Below are 17,744 nucleotides of genomic sequence, written 5' to 3' on the forward strand. Positions count from 1 at the left end.
GGAAGGAGAAGCAGCCGTCGGCTGTTTCTCCTTCCCCCACCTCACAATGATTATCATTCTTATATTTGGTGATTTTTTTGCTTGGAAGTCCCTTACCAACTACAGCCAATTCATCAAGAAGTTCTGGTTGTTGATAGTCAACTTCTCTAAATAATTCGTCTTGCACTTCGTCAGCCACAACCGATTTATTTACAGTTTCAGCACTGATGCGGCGTTGTTGCGGTGCGAGTAACCCTACAAGATAGCGATCGCTTACACTATCCTCATCTACTTCTTCTTCCTCACCACCCGCAGGCCCACGTAAATCTGCCAATACTGCCTTTTCTAATTCATCACGGATTGCGTAAGGTGTGGGTAACTGCGATTCCAGAATTTTGCTAGTTTCATCTGCTTTTACTTCTAGCTTTTCCTCAACAATCGGATCAGTCGCAAGTATAAATTTCTCTTCTAATAATTGACCTTCGTTTGTTGAAGGTATAAATTGCGTTTCTAATAGTTTCCTCTGTTCCCAAAGTTGAGGAGTTACTTTAGTTTCTAGCGGCTTTTTCTGAGAACGCGATTTTTTAGATTTAGGCTTCTGCTTGTTAAAGAAATTGATGATATCAGTGGCAATCTTCTCTGCAATATCGCCATTTATTAACCAATCGGCATCTTCTACTTGATCGATTCCATCTAGCAAAACCACAAGCTGAGACTCTGGTGCAGATACAACCGCACTCCAATCAAGCTGAATATTATGTTCCCGCAGTTGTTTATTGATATTTAATAAATCTAATTCACCTGGAAGTACAGAAGGAAGCTGAATAATTTCCATATTGCTGATAAAAGTATATATAGTTAGCCTAAATTATGCGTGTAAACTTCTTTCTTACTCCCTTCTCCTTGGGGGAGAAGGGTTGGGGATGAGGGCAAATTTCGCAATTCAGCAATGCCATTTTTCTTTCTTATTCCCTATTACCCAGATTCCACAATTGAGAATCAAAATTTTCCATCCAATAAAGCAGAAGAATTAGTTGCAGGAACAATAATCAACAATGCTCGCATGGCACGAGTCATACCAACAAACAAAGTACGGCGATCGCGTGCTAAAATTTCTGTAATTTCATCCTCCGGTGTACCTTTGGGAATTGTTGGATAGGTTGCATCCAAAAATCCTGCGATCGCTACAATGGGAAATTCTAACCCTTTCGCAGCTTTAAGCGTAATAACTTTAACACCTTGTTTATTTAAGTCCAAGTCTTTGCTAGACATGAAATGCGCTTCTAAACCTAAGTATGAAAGTTGACCAGCTATTTTTGTCCCAGCACTTTCTGTCGGCACAATTACGGCACAAGCGTTAATACCCAACCGAAATTCACGGGCAGCACTTTTGCAAAATCTTACCAGTAGTTCTGCTTCATCCCCTGGATTATTTACGGCACGGACAGCCGGTGGTGGGCCATTGTGGATATAGTCTCTAGTTGGGGAATGGGAAGCTTCTCCGATTCCCAATTCCCTATTCCCCATTCCCTCATCATCTAAAATCGAATTTGCCAAGTAAGATATTGCAGCTTCGTTAATTTCGCGGGTGGTACGGTGATTAACACGCAGTACTCCTGTGCGTCCGACAAATTTCAAGTCTTGGCTAACGTCACTCCATCGAAAGCTACTACCATATATGGATTGATTGGCATCGGCGGTAATAAACAGGCGGTTAGGGTGACGGCAGACTTGAGTCAAAATACGTAAAGTATTGGGGTCTAAATCTTGGGCTTCGTCAATTACCACTGCATCATAAATCGGCGGGTTATCCATCTCCCGTAACGTTTCCAAGGCACGGGTACGAACTTGCTGCCAAGTTTCGAGTTCTTGTTTTTCTAGCAGTTGGTAAAATTGTTGACGCAAGTGCCAGATTGCTTGACGTTGCGTTTTGTTAAGGGAAATTGCCCTACCGCTTCGTGGTGTTACTTGATAAGCTTCGAGAGTTTTGATTTCGCGTGCTTCGATAACTGTAGCAATTTCATCAATGAGATAATCAATACTCAGACGTTTTAACGTTTGTTCTTGGGCTTGACGTTGTAGTAGGTTGCCTTCTAGAGAATCAATTGCGTTCTTTAGCGCCTGTTTGATGGTTTTTCGTAGGACATCACCAGAAGCAATATTGGGTTTTCCAGTACTTTGGGAAATGACTGACGCAATTATTGCATCGGCAGTTTTGACATTAACATACTGTATATCTTTGCCCAAGAGACTTGCTAAAAGTTGTTGAGAAAACGCAACCAGTGCATTTGTATAGGTTGTAAATAGGATTTTAGGTTTTTCGATTCCGTTGGCTTGGAGGATTTCTACCAATGCACGAACACGGTAAAGTGCAACGGTACTTTTTCCCGTACCGGGGCCACCTTTTAGCAGTGTAGGGCCAGAAGCGTTGATTGCCCAACTGACGAACTTTTCTTGTTCAGGATTGAGTTTGAGTAAAAATCCCAGCAACTCACCTTCAGTGAAGCGCAATAAATCATCAGTGCTACCCGTAACAAAGCTGGGTTGGTTCAGAACTTGGTCAAAATTGGGTTCAGCGATACAATCAAAAATGCGATCGCACCATTTACTTGGTAAGTTGACTGCCATTAAATCATCTAATGTCCGACACGCGATTAATGTAGTCCAATATTCTTCCGGTAGTCGCAACCTATGAAGCAAATCTTCGGTGATTTCTACGGGTAGTGGGCTTTCTGTGTTGGAGGTATCAGGCAAAACCAAGCTTGAGGTATAAGTTGGTTTTACAGCCAGGAATGCTTCTACATCTGGCAGAGTGCTGATATCAATATCGGTTGTTTCTGCAACTAGCTTATCGCCTTTGTATACATCTTTACGAGCATCTACACCCAGCAAGATTACCCATTGATCGCCAAAAGTATAAATTATGCGATAGTCGCCTGAACGCAAGCGATAGACATCACCCTTATAGCCGTGTAATTTCTTCTTTAAATTACCGTGAGGTTTGGGATCATCCCGCAATACTTCGATTTTCTCCAATATTTGCACCACATACTCTTTAGGGATAGCTAAGAGTTGATTGGTGAAGGTGGGTTTATGGATAATCTCGAAGATCATGGTAGATGAGTATCTATACGTAGATATAACTAGGTTTGTTTAAGTGTTATTCAAAATTATACTCAATCTTCAATGAGGAATGGGAAATTGGTAATGGGTAATGGGATAAAAAAAGCTTTTATCTGCTTTATGCAAATGATTTAAATAAATGCCAGCAAGTTAAACTTTTACTCATTTTTAAAATGTAATATTTGGTTGATAACTATAGTAATTTATTATTATAAAAGTTTTATTTATAAGCTAGAAAATTATAAAATTATATTGGATTAAATTTGGGTGTAATTAGTGTCTTTTGATAATGTTTGTAAAATATTAGCAGAGAAATATCCAACGGATTTTGCCCGATGGCTGCTACCTGATGAACCACAAAAAATAAAAGTATTAAAAACTGAATTAAGCATCGAACCAATTCGAGCAGATTCTGTCACTTTTTTACAAACAGAGAATCGTATTTTGCATTTGGAATTTCAAACAAGAGCAAAATCTGAAACTCCTATTCCTTTACGAATGTTGGATTACTTTGTCAGGTTAGTGCGACAGTATGATGTTCCAATAACGCAAGTAGTGATTTTCTTACAAGAGACAAGTAACGAAATCGCTTTTACTGAAGAATATGTAAATGAAATGACACATCACCGCTATCGTGTTGTGAGAATGTGGGAACAAGATTCGGCGTTTTTTCTGGATAATCCTGCATTATTACCGTTAGCACCTTTAACACAGACAGATTCACCCCAAAGGTTATTATCGCAGGTTGCCCAGAGTGTTGCTAGAATCTCAGATAGGGAAACTCGGCAGAATATCGCCGCTTACACAGAAATATTAGCAGGTTTGAAGTTTGAGAAGGATTTAATTCAGCAATTTTTAGGAGAGGAAATTATGCAAGAATCTGTAATTTATCAGGATATTTTGCAGAAAGGAGATAAGCAAGGTGAAGAACGTACAATTATACGCCAGCTTAATAGACGGTTTGGCGAAATAGATTCATCATTGATTGATAGAATTAGAGTGCTATCTGTTGAAAAGCTAGATGATTTAGCAGAAGCATTACTAGACTTTTCAGAAGTATCTAATTTAGTAGCTTGGTTAGACGAACAAGAAAGAAATTAATTTCAGGAGTTGATAAACTATAAAGTCGGAGTTAAAAAATCCGGCTTTTTCTATAATCCGTATTCATATAAATTAAAGTAAATCTAAATTACTTAATATTTTTACAACAATAGGCTATTTATTTTATAGTAAAAATGTACTATATTAATATCCGATCAATTATTGAGTGAGAATTTTATGCAAGAGTCAGTCAATGATGAAAATATTTTATATCCAGGTGCGTATCATTTGTTTAATTGTTTAGTTCGTAGTCGCTTTGGTACTCTTGATGAACTTGAGGAAGAAAAACCTGGAATATCCGAACGCATTCGCGGATTGAATCTGCAACAGTTAGAAGGATTTGCAATAGCTTTTATGGAATTCACAGACGCAATTGATTTAGAGGTTTGGTTAGATGAATATGAACATGAAAAGGATTGGAAAAATCGGTTTGTAAAAAAGGTATTTAATTGGTGAAAACTTATAACCCACCCTGCAAAATTCTAGTTCCCCTTCTACCCAAGGGAGAAGACGCTAGGGTGAGGGTTCATATTCCATATTCTGAACCTAAAATAAACTCAACTGCCCATTATCATTATCTTGATTTTTAGATTCCGCTTGCGCCTTTTTCTTACTTCCAGATTTACCTTTTTTCTTGCCTTTATCATGTAAACCCTGTGCTACCTCTTCAGCATAGCGTTGGTGATTTAATTCTAATAATCTATCTAGCACTTCTCGCCGTGCAATTTCGCTGATGGTGAAGCGTAAGCCTTGTTTGGTTTGGTGGAAACCATGAGATAATTCTAAATCTTGCCAACCGTAAGCAGCAGCTACAGCATTATCCATTTCTATGTGCAATTCGCGCAATTGTTGAATATCGGCGGCGGTTTCGTCGGGGTTGTGGAAGCGGTTGTAGGTTTTGGTTAATCCTTCTTGGCGTGTTTGCATGATATTTTGGCGATGGTTGTAGTAGCGATCGCCTATTTCTTCTAGATTTGCAGTTGATGTGGGGAAGGGGAAGGTTTCAAATACATCTGAGGGAGAGTAGTTTAGAAGTGAGAGATTCGTTGAAGAATAATTCCAACTCCAAACATAATGAGCATTAGATTGAAGAATAGCAAAACTTGCATAATTTTCTAATGGGAAAATAGCTAACTTATGAGCAAATACCCATTGTATGGGTACAAAAGCAAAACTTAAATGATTATTTATCAATGAAAGTGCTATGACACGTTTCATTCCTAAAATTGCAGCATAAAGTTCTAATGCTTTTCTTGCATAAAGCCACCAAAATCTTGCATAACCTTTAGCAGAAGAGTCTGATTTTTTTCCAAGGTTTTCTCGCTCTGGTTTAACTTTTTCTCTAATAATAGCTAAACATTCAGGATAGTCAGAGGCATAGGGAATACCTTTTGGGTTTTGTGGATCATCATGTTCAGCATCTAAAGGCCAATCAAAAAAATTAATTATCCAACGGCGTGGTGATTGTTCAGGGCTAGAATTTAAATCTTCTCCATTTAAATATGGAAATATAACGTCCGCATTTATTGGATTTTTATCAATTAGTATATTAGCTTCTTCAGAAGTTAATATAAAACCCATACCTAATACATAAGAACCAATAAAAGCTTTACTCTTATTTACTGCTAAACGTTCAGGTTTTCCTACAGCTACACCTGGTATAGTAAGAAAAGGTGTAATTCCAGAAACAAGCTGACCATCTAAAAAATATAGTCCACTCCATTTACCTTTATGTAGCCAAACATTAGCAACTCTTACTGTGGCATTGCCCTGCCATTTTAAACTACGTACAGCCTTGTAAACGACACTACTGGTTATTAGCTGATCAAGTGCTACTTCACGAGTATCACCTTCAGCAATTGTGTTAGTAGCCACTAAGCCAAAATTCCCATCATCATCTAATAATTGTTTTGCTCTCAAGAAAAAATAGGCGCAAATATCAGCATTACCACGTCTATTATTTGCAATCCATTTAACTAAAAAATCTCGATAAGCTGTACCGAAAGCACCCGTAATTTTTTTTCCACCCATAAAAGGTGGATTTCCAACAATCGCATCAAATCCTAATTTTTTATTTTCGTTCGTCGTAAGCAATTTAGTTTTTTTCTTACTCCTATTATCATTATTAAGCGAGGAATCGCTCACTACAAATACTTCAGGAAATTCCAACTCCCAGTGAAAAGGGTGCAACTTTTTTAAATCAGGACAAATGGCTCTATCTTCTGACAAAACGTCTTCTCGTCGTTGGAAAGCAATTAATAATCTTTGCCTTAATTTTTCCTGTTCATCAATAGATAAATTAACTAAATAACTAGAGATTAATAAATTACAACCAGAAACTAAATCATTAATTCTGGAATTAGCTTCATGTAACAGCCATTGCTTCTCTTTTTGGTCTTGAGTAGTTAAAACAGGCTTTGATTCGATTTGCAGCCGTAACTCAATTACTTGCTGAATTTCTCGCCGAATTACATCAGTTAAAATATCTAATTGTTCCGATTTATCTTTATATTTACTCGTATCTAAATTCCAATAACGCAACTGTTCCAAACTCACCCCAATCAGCGAATCCCCACACTTTAGGGCATGATCCACAAAGGTAAACGGACGGTTCTTTTGCAGCGTTATCAACCACAGGGATAACTTCGCCATCTCCACCGCCAAGGGATTTTTATCTACCCCATACAAACACCTGTCCGCAATAATCCGCCGCGCCACCGTCAACCGTTCATCCGCATCCTTGGGAATTACACACTCCTCTGGACGCGACTTAGATAAAGTTCCCTCCGGTGCTGTTACCACCTGACCCGGATTCGCCTTTTCCGCATTTTCCCACGCCTCAACCAACCGTTCCCCCAAATAGCGACAAGTCTGCACCAAAAACGCACCCGAACCCATCGCCATATCGCAGATTTTCAACTTCAATAACTCTGCTGCTGACTTGAGTTTCCACTGTTCTTTCGGCTTCCCCTCAGCCACACCCTCATACACCAACGGTTCCAAGGTGTACTGCACAATTTCTTCCGTCAAACTGCGCGGCGTGTAGTGCGTTCCCGTCTCCCGGCGATCGCTTCCCTGCGTTACATAGACGCTTCCCGTGGGAATCACTACTGGATAACCTAAAGTATCTAATCTTACTAACCCAGCAAAAGGCAACACCCGATTAAATAATTGGCGATCGTTATTACACGCCGTCAACAAACGTTGTTCTTCATAGGGTATCAACTCCTGCTGTAACCCCTTCTGCAAAGCCGACTGCGATCGCCCCGTTTCCGCTTTCAGAAATTTAACCAATTCCCCATTCTCTATCCCTTCCAACCTTTCCAAAGAAACTTCCGGTTCCTGATACCGTGTTCCCATCAACCCCAAAACAGGCGAACTTGCCCTGACTGCTGTATGGTCGAGTAAACCTTCATAAACATGACCAATTTGTTCAATATCCAACGCCCGGAAGGATAGCCTACGTGGTTCTACAGTACCAGCCACCTTAATTTGTAATATTTGTAAAGCTTCCAATAGGTGCAGCACAATGCGGTTATTCACTGGAATCGGGTCGGCGGGAGTTTCTTCCCAGAGTGTCCCCGACATTCGACCTTCTAAAAATGGGAACCTGTCAGGATCAAATAAACTACCACCATAGGCGGGAAGCTGCAAAACATCGTGCTGAACACCGCCATAAACTGCCCGAAATGTCGCCAACAGCCGACACCAAGCATCATAACGCCGTTCTAATACCTCCTCACCTTCTTTATCAGCCCGTTGCTGCAAGTGTTCCCGCAGAGTGGAAACAGCATAACACTGGTCGTAAAGGGGATCGCCCAGTAGTAACAAACCCCGTTCCTCCGCCGAAAACAAAAACACCAGCCGCATCATCACCGTCAACGCAGCTGCGTAAAGGTCTGTTTCAGAAATACCTTGAAGGAGAGTGCGGTTTCTATCTTGGTCGATGTGGTCTAACGCTTCTACCAACACCTCCACCGCCTTGCGGACTTGATAGCCAAGTTGGTCGGTAACTTCTTGTTGGTCGGTAACACTTGCTTGCAGCAACGCCTCCAAGCTTTCCGAGTCATCTACCCCAAAAAAGCGCTGTACACCCAGCAAACTCCGAAATGCCCGCAGTGTGATGTGTTCTTCTAGCCACAGCGCCCCATACCAGGAAATAAAACCAGTCGTTTCCCCGCGTGGGGCGTTTACCAGCAGCCAATGTTCTCCATTCGTCACCAATCCCAACCGCACATTACAAGCGTGCAGCAACTCCATCATCCGCGTCGCTGGACTTGCTTTCCAACGGCGGTCTTTGAGGGGTTTTTCTAAATTCTGCTAAGGGGATACAATCTGTACTAATAAGCGAGGTTTACCCTCACCCCGTCCTGACGGACACCCCTCTCCCCAAGGGAGAGGGGAAGGGGGTGAGGGTTCAACTACCACCCAGTCGGGACGCAAAGTTTCACCCTGTTCAGCAATAGTTGCAGCCAGCCCCGTGGGAATGCGCTGACCTGTTAATAAAACTTCATCCGGCAATTCTAAAGTCTGCCGCAGCACAAAATCTACCCACGCCCGATGAATTGCTGAGTCAGGTTTTGCCCCTAATTGATTATCTTGCCATTCTTCGTATGCTAATCGTAACAGCTTTAAGTGTTCTGGATCGTGGGCATCTAAACCGTTAGGAAATGCTTTGAGGAGTACAGGTAGACTGAGAAAGGGGCCAGAAGCTTCAACTAGCGATAACCATTCGGCGTGGTGACGGGCTGTAGACATGGGAATTGGGAATGGGGAATGGGGAATGGGCTGATGTTTTGAAAGTTAAAATTTAGCTAATAGAGATTTATTGTTTAGGTAAGAAAATAGAATAATTCAAAAACTTAACACACCAATCATTGAAACTTTCCCATAAGTCATCATCATCTTCTAAATACACAAGAATATAATTTGCTTTTGATATTTTTAATCTTTTTATCATTTCTTCTGGTGTGATAACTTCGTAGTCTTCCATACTAGCGCAACAAAAACAATCTCCCGGTTCAGGAATTTCAAAAGCTTCATCGGTAGCAGGTAAATCCACTCCTGGTTTTTCTACAGTTCCTGGATAACCTCTATCTTCCCATTCTTGTGTTGTTGCAATTGATGATGAGAAAGCTACGTATGTGTATTGACAAACTTCGTAAGCAACAGCCATTAAAGCTAAATCCTGATCTTCTGTTTCAACATAAACAGGGAGATAAGCTAAATTCTCATCTTCATCGTCTTCATTCGTTTCTAAAAAATCTTCATTTTCTTCATCGTCTCCATTTTCATAATCATATTCGGAGTAAAATTCTTGTCCTGTCTTGTAAGGTACTAAAACAATAAGTCCATTTTTGCTCATGTTTTTATTCTTTTTAAAATTATGTGTTGGTAACTTGAGATGAGCTATTAATAAATATTTATCTAGTTAAAAAAATCTCAGGGACATTCAATTAACAATGGCCCTTCAGGAATAAAGCGAGAATTATAATAAGACTTTTTACCTAAACCTTTCAAAGAGCCAATTTTTCTAGGAGAAGTTAGTGGTTTCAAATCTTGCACTTCCCAAAAACTAGCCCAAGTCGGCTTATCAGTAGCAGTAGATGGCGGACGAAATTTAGCTTTACCTGGATATCTGCCATTGCAAGAATTGACATGACCAATGTACAAACCATGCCAAGATGCTTCTGAGTCTAAAGGTTGATCTGCATCTGAATGAGAAGCATAAATTAATACTTCCACACTTCTATCTCCCCGCAACTCATCAACTTTACGAAATAGCTCAAAATCCATACTTCCGAAAGCTGTTTTAACCGTTTCATCACATAATTCATGCTCTAAGTTAGCTATTATCTCCATCGCTGAAAGCAAATGCATTTCTGGAACAGGTGCAAGAATTGCAAACGAATGTGTTTTAACCATATTTTCGCAAGTTAACTTTGTAATTATATTTACAGTTATACTCACCGTGCTAGCTTTTGGGGAATCAAATAAGTAACCGCTAAGGGAAACAGTCGTGGTGTCGGATTTGCAAACCTAGCTTGAATTGCAGCCACTTCGCGCTCAATTTCTGCGGGAATTTGCTCTACTCTCACCTTAAGACTGTTGACATTGCGCTCGAACTGTTCCTTCTCTGCGGTATTAAACAATTCCAACTGCTTAAACTCAGGTTCATCCAGTTCGTTGAGAATGCTTTGACGCAATTCCGTTAAAACTGCTGTAATATCAGCCGCTTCTTTTTGAGCGCGATCGCCTAAGTCTCGTTGTAAACTTTTACTACGGTCTTGAAGCCGTGCCTCCAAAGCTTGCATCAAAGCTGATGCGTGACTATCCCATAATTGGGCTAATTTCTCTGTAACATTTTCCGGTGCTAATTCTGGTAAAGCTACTGAAACAGCTTCTTGAATTTTCATCACACCCAAGCGGCTAAATTTTCCTTCTTTCAGCAACCCACCCGCCATTATTACTTCCTCATGTAACCGTTGCTGGTCGCTTCCTAAAATCACCAATCGACCGTAAGCTATAACCGCAGGTGTATCTAAAACCGAATTGGGAACCAAACGCGCCGTCACCCGATGCAAAGCTTTTCTACCTTCCTTTGACCAGACTTCAGCACGTAACAAGCGCAAACACATCTGCACCAAACGATGATTCAAGTGGGCTAACACTACATCATCTCTACCATGCGCCAATTCCGGGTCAAAAACAATTGGACGAATTTCTTTGGTGTGGGGATGGGCTAAACCTTCACTGCAAACCGCCCAACTGCTTTTGAATGGTGGTAGGTAAAACACCTTTCCAGCAATCCCCTCAACTTTCCCTGCTATCAAAAGTGGTTGTTGGGCTAATTCCAAACCAATTTTGACCACAGCCTCAATATTATCCGGTGTCAATCTCAAATGCTGGCGCGTCTCATTCAACTGTTCTCGCAGCTTTTCAATTTGCTCCCGTACCTGGCGCTCAAATTTCAACATTCGCCGCACAACTTCAGACTCCCTCTCTGCGACTGAAGTATCCAAAACGCTGCGATACCCCATCATCGCTTCTTCCACCTGCGCCGCAATCACTGGCCCCACCTTACCTAAATCTTCGCGGATGTTGTTAATTTTCAACGCCGCCCGCATGAGAAATTCTAAATCGCCTTCTAACTCACCGGGACGTAGCCCAGTTGTATTATGTTGATAATCTTTGCCGACAAAGTGGTAAATTCTCACTTCTTTAGCTTTTTGCCCATGACGGTCAATTCTACCGTTACGCTGTTCCATCCGGTTCGGGTTCCAGGGAATTTCATAGTGGATAAGGCGCGAACAAAAATTCTGCAAATCTAAACCTTCACTCGCCGCATCCGTCGCTAACAAAATTCGCACTGGGGAAATATCAGGAGATGCTTGAAACGCTGCTTTTACCTGTTCTCGATCTTCTGACTTCATCCCGCCGTAAAGTGTCATTAAGTGATCGCATCGCGTCCCCGCAGGGGAATCGCCCTGTACCAACCCTTCCACTGCTAACAAGTTATGTAACCACTTCTGCGTAGCTCGATACTCTGTAAAAATTATTACCCTTTCATTTGACCATTTGCCATCGGGTTTAATGTGGGTATGAATCCAGTTAAGTAGTTCTTTGGCTTTGGCATCAGACACTCTCGATGTCGTCTCTGCCCATTCCCGCATCTGCCGCAGTAAAGCCTGTTCTTCCGCACTCAGTTCTCTAAATAACCTAGTTGTATTAGTAATTGCCTCATCTGTCGATTCTTCATAAACTTCATCATCTGCAAAATCTTCTTCAATTTGTGCCAATTGGCGGCGCAAAATACCTTCCGTGGGTCGAGATAAACTGCTATAAGTGCGGCGACGGGCATTTTTTAGCGATTCTTCATGCTGTGCCAAAGTAGTTGCAAACGCTTGGGGAGACGAAAACAACCGTTTTTTTAACAACTTGAGGACAAATTCAGTAGCATATTTTTCTGTATTATCTGCCACCCCTTTGCAGCGCAATTCAGTATATCTTTTGAGGTTGGTGTGTGCTTGTCGTTCTGCTGCGGGATAGTCTACAGGTATAGCCTCTAACTGGCGCTGTGGAAATAAGTCAGAACCGTCCCAACCTTTCATCTCCGATTTGAGACGGCGAACCATGATTACTTGTAACTGCTTGCGATCGGGTGATACCCCTCGTGCAAACCGTTGGCTATCAAGTAATTCCAACAGGGCTGTAAAACTTTCGGGGTAGCCGTTGTGTGGTGTCGCCGTCAAGAATAGTTTATGTTCAAAATGCGGTACTAAAAGCCGAATAGCCGCAGTCCTCAAAGAATCAACAGCATAGTTTCCACCGCCAGAGGGAGCAACATTGTGCGCTTCATCCACAATCATTAAATCAAACCGCCGGGGATACATCGGTTCCCCTTCACCTGGTAACATTTCTCGCAGAAGACGAAGAGGGCGATCGCGTTTGAGAAAATCTATTGAGGTAATCAACCGGGGGAAATGCTGCCAAGGGTTGACGTGGATTCCCCGCTTCCGTCGTAGTTCCTTCATTAAGGTACTGTCCACAACGCGGAAATCTAAACCAAACTTATCGCGCATTTGGTCTCGCCACTGAATTTGCAGTGAAGATGGACAAACTATCAAGATGCGCCGGCAGCGATGACGGATAATTAATTCTTGGGCAACTAACCCCGCTTCAATGGTTTTACCTAATCCGACATCATCTGCAATCAGCAAATTAACGCGAGGCATTTGAATTGCTCGTACTACTGGATCAAGCTGATAATCTTCAATATCGATGCCACTGCGAAAGGGGGATTGTAAAGTGCGAATATCAGCTGTTGATGCTGCTCCCCAACGCACAGCATCGAGAAATGCATCTAACCTCGCAGGTGCGTCAAAACCTGTGGGTTTGGGCAACTCCATCTTTTCATAAACTAATGCCCCAGGCTCTAATTCCCAAATTACTTGTAGTTCTTCACCCAAACCATCATCTTCAACAGAGGATAGACTGACCAAATGCTGGCTTTTTTCCACTGCACTCAGCATTGGGTTGGTGGGTAAAGTCGTATTACGCACATCCATGACAACGAATTGCCGGGAGCGAACGTTAACCAGTTGACCTTGTTCTGGGATAGCTCTGACTATAGCCATGATTTGGGGAATTGGGGAATTGGGGATTGGGAATAGGGAATAGGGAATAGGGAATGGGGAATTATCAAAAACAGGTTTGTGTTGTTATTATTGTTACTTCTCTTTTCCTATACAGTCAAAATTATCAGTGATGTGTTCTCAAGATAGTGGTGCAAAGCATCTGTCGTGAAAACACACTCAGTAACTCAAACTGTAAAATGTATGCTAAATTTTTTATTTCATTGGAATTTTTGTAGTTTGCGTAGGCGCAGCCCGCACTTCTCTACGAGAGGCTGCGCCAACGACAAGCTCAGTGACCATCGTAGACATCGCTGTGTACGTCAGGAGGGCAGGTTGCTAAACTGTGCTGTTTCTCGCTTTTAGCAGAGGCCAATAAACCAGACCTTTGCTGATCTGTAGATACCTGTAGGCGAAGCTTTCGCTGCGATCGCTTATCCAGCCACAAAGTAAAACTTAGAACATAAAAAAAATCTAGAGAATCGCGTATTCTTCCAAAAAGTGTAAATAAATACGCTAAATATAGAATAATCAACCAGTACTAATGTACTTGCCTTAGTTCAGATAACCAAGGGGACTGAGGTACAAACTGCATCAAAATTTTCACAGATATAAAGTAAGTGCTACATATGTCCATTTGCTTCAACGGGTTTAAGGTAGAACTTTCCGCTAATACGTTCACCGCCTATGTTCAAGACATGCCAGATAATAGAGGGCTACGAGAATTACGAGAAAAACTCCAGTCGGACTGGTTTCTTCATTGGCGCTCTGGCAAAGTCTACGGAATCCCTAAAGTGCCTCAACAAGAACAAACCTTTGGTAAACCTGTTGAATTGAAAACTGAAGAACACCTGCAACTTCTAGCAGCTCGCATTGATAGTGTCTTGCCAAAGATATTTGCCCAATATTCAGCTTTTCGATTTAAACCCTTCACATTCCTTTCTCAAAAAGAAGAGTTAGTCAGTTCTATTGCTACTAAGATCAAAGACTTACCATCACTGATTTCTTCCTTCAAAATTAAACCCAAATTTGCACTCGAAGCAAAGTTAGTTGAACTGCGACACGAGGAGACATTTATTGGTCTGTTTCTACGGTTAGAAACTCGTTGGGAAATCCTTGCATCTCTGAGCGATCTACAAAATGCAGGAGTTAATCTTCAGGATCTATATGTTGTTCGTCGCCAACCTCAACCAGGACAACGCCGTTTGGTTGGAAAAATCAGCCACATCTATGAAAAAACGGTCAACTTATTAGAATCATTCGATGGAATTACTTCTATCAATGAAGATGAAGTATGGCTAGAAGGCTCCAAAGCGTCTTTTGTCCGTTGCCTCAAAACATTGCTGGGAGATAAGTATGATGCTTTTGAATCAGAAAGATTGATTCAGGAAGCTAATTTTTTAACTGGCCCTGCACTAGACAATATTTTGATTCGCATGGAGACTTTTCTAGCAAAAAAATCTCCTATGCAGCTTGCACCTAATTTACTTGGGTATATTAGAGATCGTATTGAAGCAGTGAATGATGATAGTTACCAAACGGTGATTTCTACTTCACCAGTAGAGTACTGCTTTGATGCGGCCCGAACAAAACGAAACCTATACGCTTGGAAAGGAATTGAGAAATATGGGCCTTTTAGTCGTGAGATTTTCTCAAAAAAATCCCCAGAAATATTGGTTCTTTTTCCAGATACCGTTCAGGGTGCAGTGGAAAATTTTTTAAACGCATTTCGAGACGGAATTAGTATCAAGAAAAAAGTATTTCAAGATGGGATTGAATATTGGGAGGAAAACTCCAAATACTCAGGTGGATTTGCCAAAATTTTTGGTCTTGTTAATCCTAAGTTGACTCTACGGCAAATTCCCTGGCTCAATAGTAAACAGAAACCGCCAGCAGTCGCTTATAGAGAAGCTGTGGCGCAGGTTTTAGAAAAAACCATGCCAGATGCAGCTATTGTTATTGTCTTAGACGAACATGCAAGGCTTCCAGACCCAGAAAATCCATATCTTCAGTCCAAAGCTCTGTTACTAATGGCTGGAATCCCTGTGCAAGGCATTCGGGCATCTACTCTAGGGCAATCACGTTATTCACTGCAATACACGCTGCAAAATCTCAGTGTTGCTCTCTACGCCAAAATGAACGGGTTGCCTTGGACAGTAGATCATGACCTGACGATTAGCGATGAACTTGTCATCGGCATAGGAACTTGTGAACTTTCTGGGAGTCGCTTCTTTGACCGACAAAGGTTTGTAGGTATCACAACAGTTTTTAGAGGTGATGGAAACTACCTCTTGGGCAATCTTTCCCAAGAGTGTTCTTATTCTGAATATCCAAGTATTTTGAAAACATCTACTGTATCAATCTTACAGGACATTAAGCGACGCAACGGTTGGCAACCAGGAGATACTGTTCGCCTTGTATTTCATGCTGCTAGACCTTTCAGTAACCTTGATATTGCAGATATTGTGGCACAGTGCGTTGCAGAGGTTGGAGAAGAACAAAACATTGAATTTGCTTTCCTAACAGTTTCTCACGAACACCCGTTTACCCTGTTAGATAAGTCGCAACAGGGTATTTCTCTCAAAGATGGTGTTAAAAAAGGACAATTAGCACCACAGCGAGGCATAATTGTGCAACTTGGAAGATATACGCGACTTTTGTGTACTAACGGTCCAGTACTATTAAAAATGGCGCGATCGCCTTTACCAACCCCTTTATTAATTCACCTACACCCACAGTCCACTTATCGGGACTTGACGTATCTTTCCGAACAAGTGCTAAAGTTTACATCATTATCGTGGCGCTCCTTGCTTCCAGCTAGCAAACCAGTGACTATCTATTACTCTGAACTAATTGCCGAACTACTTGCCCGCCTTCGCAATATTCGAGATTGGTCACCTGCATTGCTCAATATCAAACTTCGTGCAAGCAAGTGGTTTCTATGACAGATGCAGTAGCAAAAAGCTTCGGTTATCAATTGGATTTTCTGACACATTATCTGGGGGCAAACTATAACTGGGAATCACCAGAAAGTGGCTTTGCACGCTATATTTTTTATCGCGCTGATAGCAAACCACCTTTTAGTGTGGCAACAGATGCAGCAATTAACAGTTTGGAACCAAGACGACTACATCAAGCTCCTGTTCTTGCTGCTGTGGGTTATGAGCTTGCTTGTGGCAGAGTTTTTGGTGAGAGTTTTTTGTCAGCTTGGGCAAACGGTTTGACGCGACTGGCCTCTCGTGAGGCATTTCCTTCGGATCGAGCTTCGTTTTTTTATCGACCTGTAGAACTGTTGGGTATATCGCTTGGTGTAAGCTCTTGCCCAAAGGTTCACCCTGAAGACTTGCGTTGGTTGCAGGATGTATTAGCAGAGGGAGAACAGAGATTAGTTCATGGCGAATTATGGACATTTATCCTCGGCACTTATGCAGCAAAAATTCTTTCTGTATCTTGGAAGCTGAAAAATCTACCGTTGCCAGAAGAAATGACTATTGATGAACTGGCCCTAGTCAAGTTGATATGTACTGTTCATTCACCTTTGGCTCAAATGCTTGGTTTCAGAGTGCTTGAGAGTGAAATAGATAAGGCTTTACTTTCTAGTTGTATAACAGCATCTGTCTCGGCGCATGACACTTCTCATGCTGCTGTACTATATCTTTCTCTGCAAAAAACTGTTAACCAGGTGTTTCTGGCAAGCTGGGAGCATTACTTTCAAGTTGGTAACAGCATAAAACAACCAGTGAAATTAATTAGGTTTCTTTGCGATCGCTTCCATCTTGTTGCTGGACAGCTTCACTCTCCACATTACGGAATGGAAATTACTGATGAGTACGATGTCCAAGAAATCTTGGACTCTCTATCGCAACTTCGTTCAGATACTGATGCTGTAGTGGCTAAGGTGATAGATGCAATGAGGCAGAAACTTGGTAATCAGATAATTAATAATCAAAAAATTATGATTACAGGAGGTAATGTTACCATGAGCAGCAATCAAAATTATGTAGAAACTATGTCAGAGCGCAAAATAAATATCAACCAAAGTGGGGCATCAATTGGTGTTGGCTATAGTGAGAACGTTGAGGCAAATCAACTCGGTGGCACTATAAACAACTATCCTTCGGAGCAGAAGCAGACTCTTGCAGAAGCAGCCGCAGAGATACAGCAGCTTCTGCAACAGCTAGAGCAGACTTACCCCACCAACACCACAACAGGGCAGATGGTAGTAGCAACAAAAGTTATTGAGCGTATAGAAAGTGACCAAATTTGGAAACAACGGGTTGTAAACGCAGTTAAAGAAGGTGGTCTTCAAGCGTTCGAGAAAGCCATTGATAACCCTGTAGGTGCTTTTATTGTAGGAGCGATTAAAGGTTGGCAGGAAGCTGAAATTGAGTGATGTCTACTGCTAAT

General features: G+C 41.5%; 10 protein-coding genes and 1 pseudogene. 4 read left to right on the forward strand and 7 right to left on the reverse strand.

Translation table 11 applies throughout. The features are described 5' to 3' along the window. Together V7K49_RS08605 and V7K49_RS08610 are read right to left on the reverse strand one after the other, a co-directional pair. A pseudogene (locus V7K49_RS08605) lies at nucleotides 1–814 on the reverse strand (DISARM system helicase DrmA); the annotation flags it as partial. Between the two features lie 164 nt (nucleotides 815–978). Further along, the gene (locus tag V7K49_RS08610; RefSeq protein ID WP_335205216.1) at nucleotides 979–3,093 is read right to left on the reverse strand and encodes a UvrD-helicase domain-containing protein; all 2,115 of its coding nucleotides are present in this window, start codon (nucleotides 3,091–3,093) and stop codon (nucleotides 979–981) included. Between the two features lie 285 nt (nucleotides 3,094–3,378). Here V7K49_RS08610 and V7K49_RS08615 point away from each other — a divergent pair, with 285 nt between their 5' ends. Continuing rightward, the gene (locus tag V7K49_RS08615) at nucleotides 3,379–4,203 is read left to right on the forward strand and encodes an Rpn family recombination-promoting nuclease/putative transposase (RefSeq protein ID WP_335205217.1); all 825 of its coding nucleotides are present in this window, start codon (nucleotides 3,379–3,381) and stop codon (nucleotides 4,201–4,203) included. A 177-nt stretch (nucleotides 4,204–4,380) separates the two neighbouring features. Next, complete coding sequence (locus V7K49_RS08620; protein WP_335205218.1) at nucleotides 4,381–4,659, forward strand: DUF4351 domain-containing protein; 279 nt, start codon at nucleotides 4,381–4,383, stop codon at nucleotides 4,657–4,659. Nucleotides 4,660–4,749: 90 nt separating this feature from the next. Here V7K49_RS08620 and V7K49_RS08625 read toward each other — a convergent pair whose 3' ends face one another. From V7K49_RS08625 to drmD, 5 genes are all read right to left on the reverse strand, one after another. Beyond that, the gene (locus tag V7K49_RS08625) at nucleotides 4,750–8,466 is read right to left on the reverse strand and encodes an Eco57I restriction-modification methylase domain-containing protein (protein ID WP_335205219.1); all 3,717 of its coding nucleotides are present in this window, start codon (nucleotides 8,464–8,466) and stop codon (nucleotides 4,750–4,752) included. Nucleotides 8,467–8,523: 57 nt separating this feature from the next. After that, a complete protein-coding gene (locus tag V7K49_RS08630; protein ID WP_335205220.1) occupies nucleotides 8,524–8,961 on the reverse strand; it encodes a hypothetical protein in 438 nt (145 codons plus the stop codon). Nucleotides 8,962–9,028: 67 nt separating this feature from the next. Further along, nucleotides 9,029–9,568 carry a hypothetical protein gene (locus tag V7K49_RS08635; RefSeq protein ID WP_335205221.1) on the reverse strand — a complete coding sequence of 180 codons (540 nt, stop codon included), beginning with the start codon at nucleotides 9,566–9,568 and terminating at the stop codon, nucleotides 9,029–9,031. 77 nt (nucleotides 9,569–9,645) lie between these two features. Then, nucleotides 9,646–10,128, reverse strand: coding sequence for a hypothetical protein (locus V7K49_RS08640; protein WP_335205222.1), 483 nt, complete (start codon nucleotides 10,126–10,128; stop codon nucleotides 9,646–9,648). Between the two features lie 41 nt (nucleotides 10,129–10,169). Continuing rightward, nucleotides 10,170–13,340: a DISARM system SNF2-like helicase DrmD gene (drmD, locus tag V7K49_RS08645; protein ID WP_335205223.1), complete on the reverse strand. Its 3,171-nt coding sequence runs from the start codon at nucleotides 13,338–13,340 to the stop codon at nucleotides 10,170–10,172. 626 nt (nucleotides 13,341–13,966) lie between these two features. Here drmD and V7K49_RS08650 point away from each other — a divergent pair. Further along, nucleotides 13,967–16,282, forward strand: coding sequence for an argonaute/piwi family protein (locus V7K49_RS08650; protein WP_335205224.1), 2,316 nt, complete (start codon nucleotides 13,967–13,969; stop codon nucleotides 16,280–16,282). After that, nucleotides 16,279–17,730: a hypothetical protein gene (locus tag V7K49_RS08655; RefSeq protein ID WP_335205225.1), complete on the forward strand. Its 1,452-nt coding sequence runs from the start codon at nucleotides 16,279–16,281 to the stop codon at nucleotides 17,728–17,730. The genes V7K49_RS08650 and V7K49_RS08655 overlap by 4 nt, the downstream gene beginning before the upstream one ends. Nucleotides 17,731–17,744 lie beyond the last annotated feature (14 nt).

This window comes from Nostoc sp. (assembly GCF_036919675.1).
In the GTDB taxonomy this organism is placed as follows: Bacteria; Cyanobacteriota; Cyanobacteriia; order Cyanobacteriales; family Nostocaceae; genus Nostoc.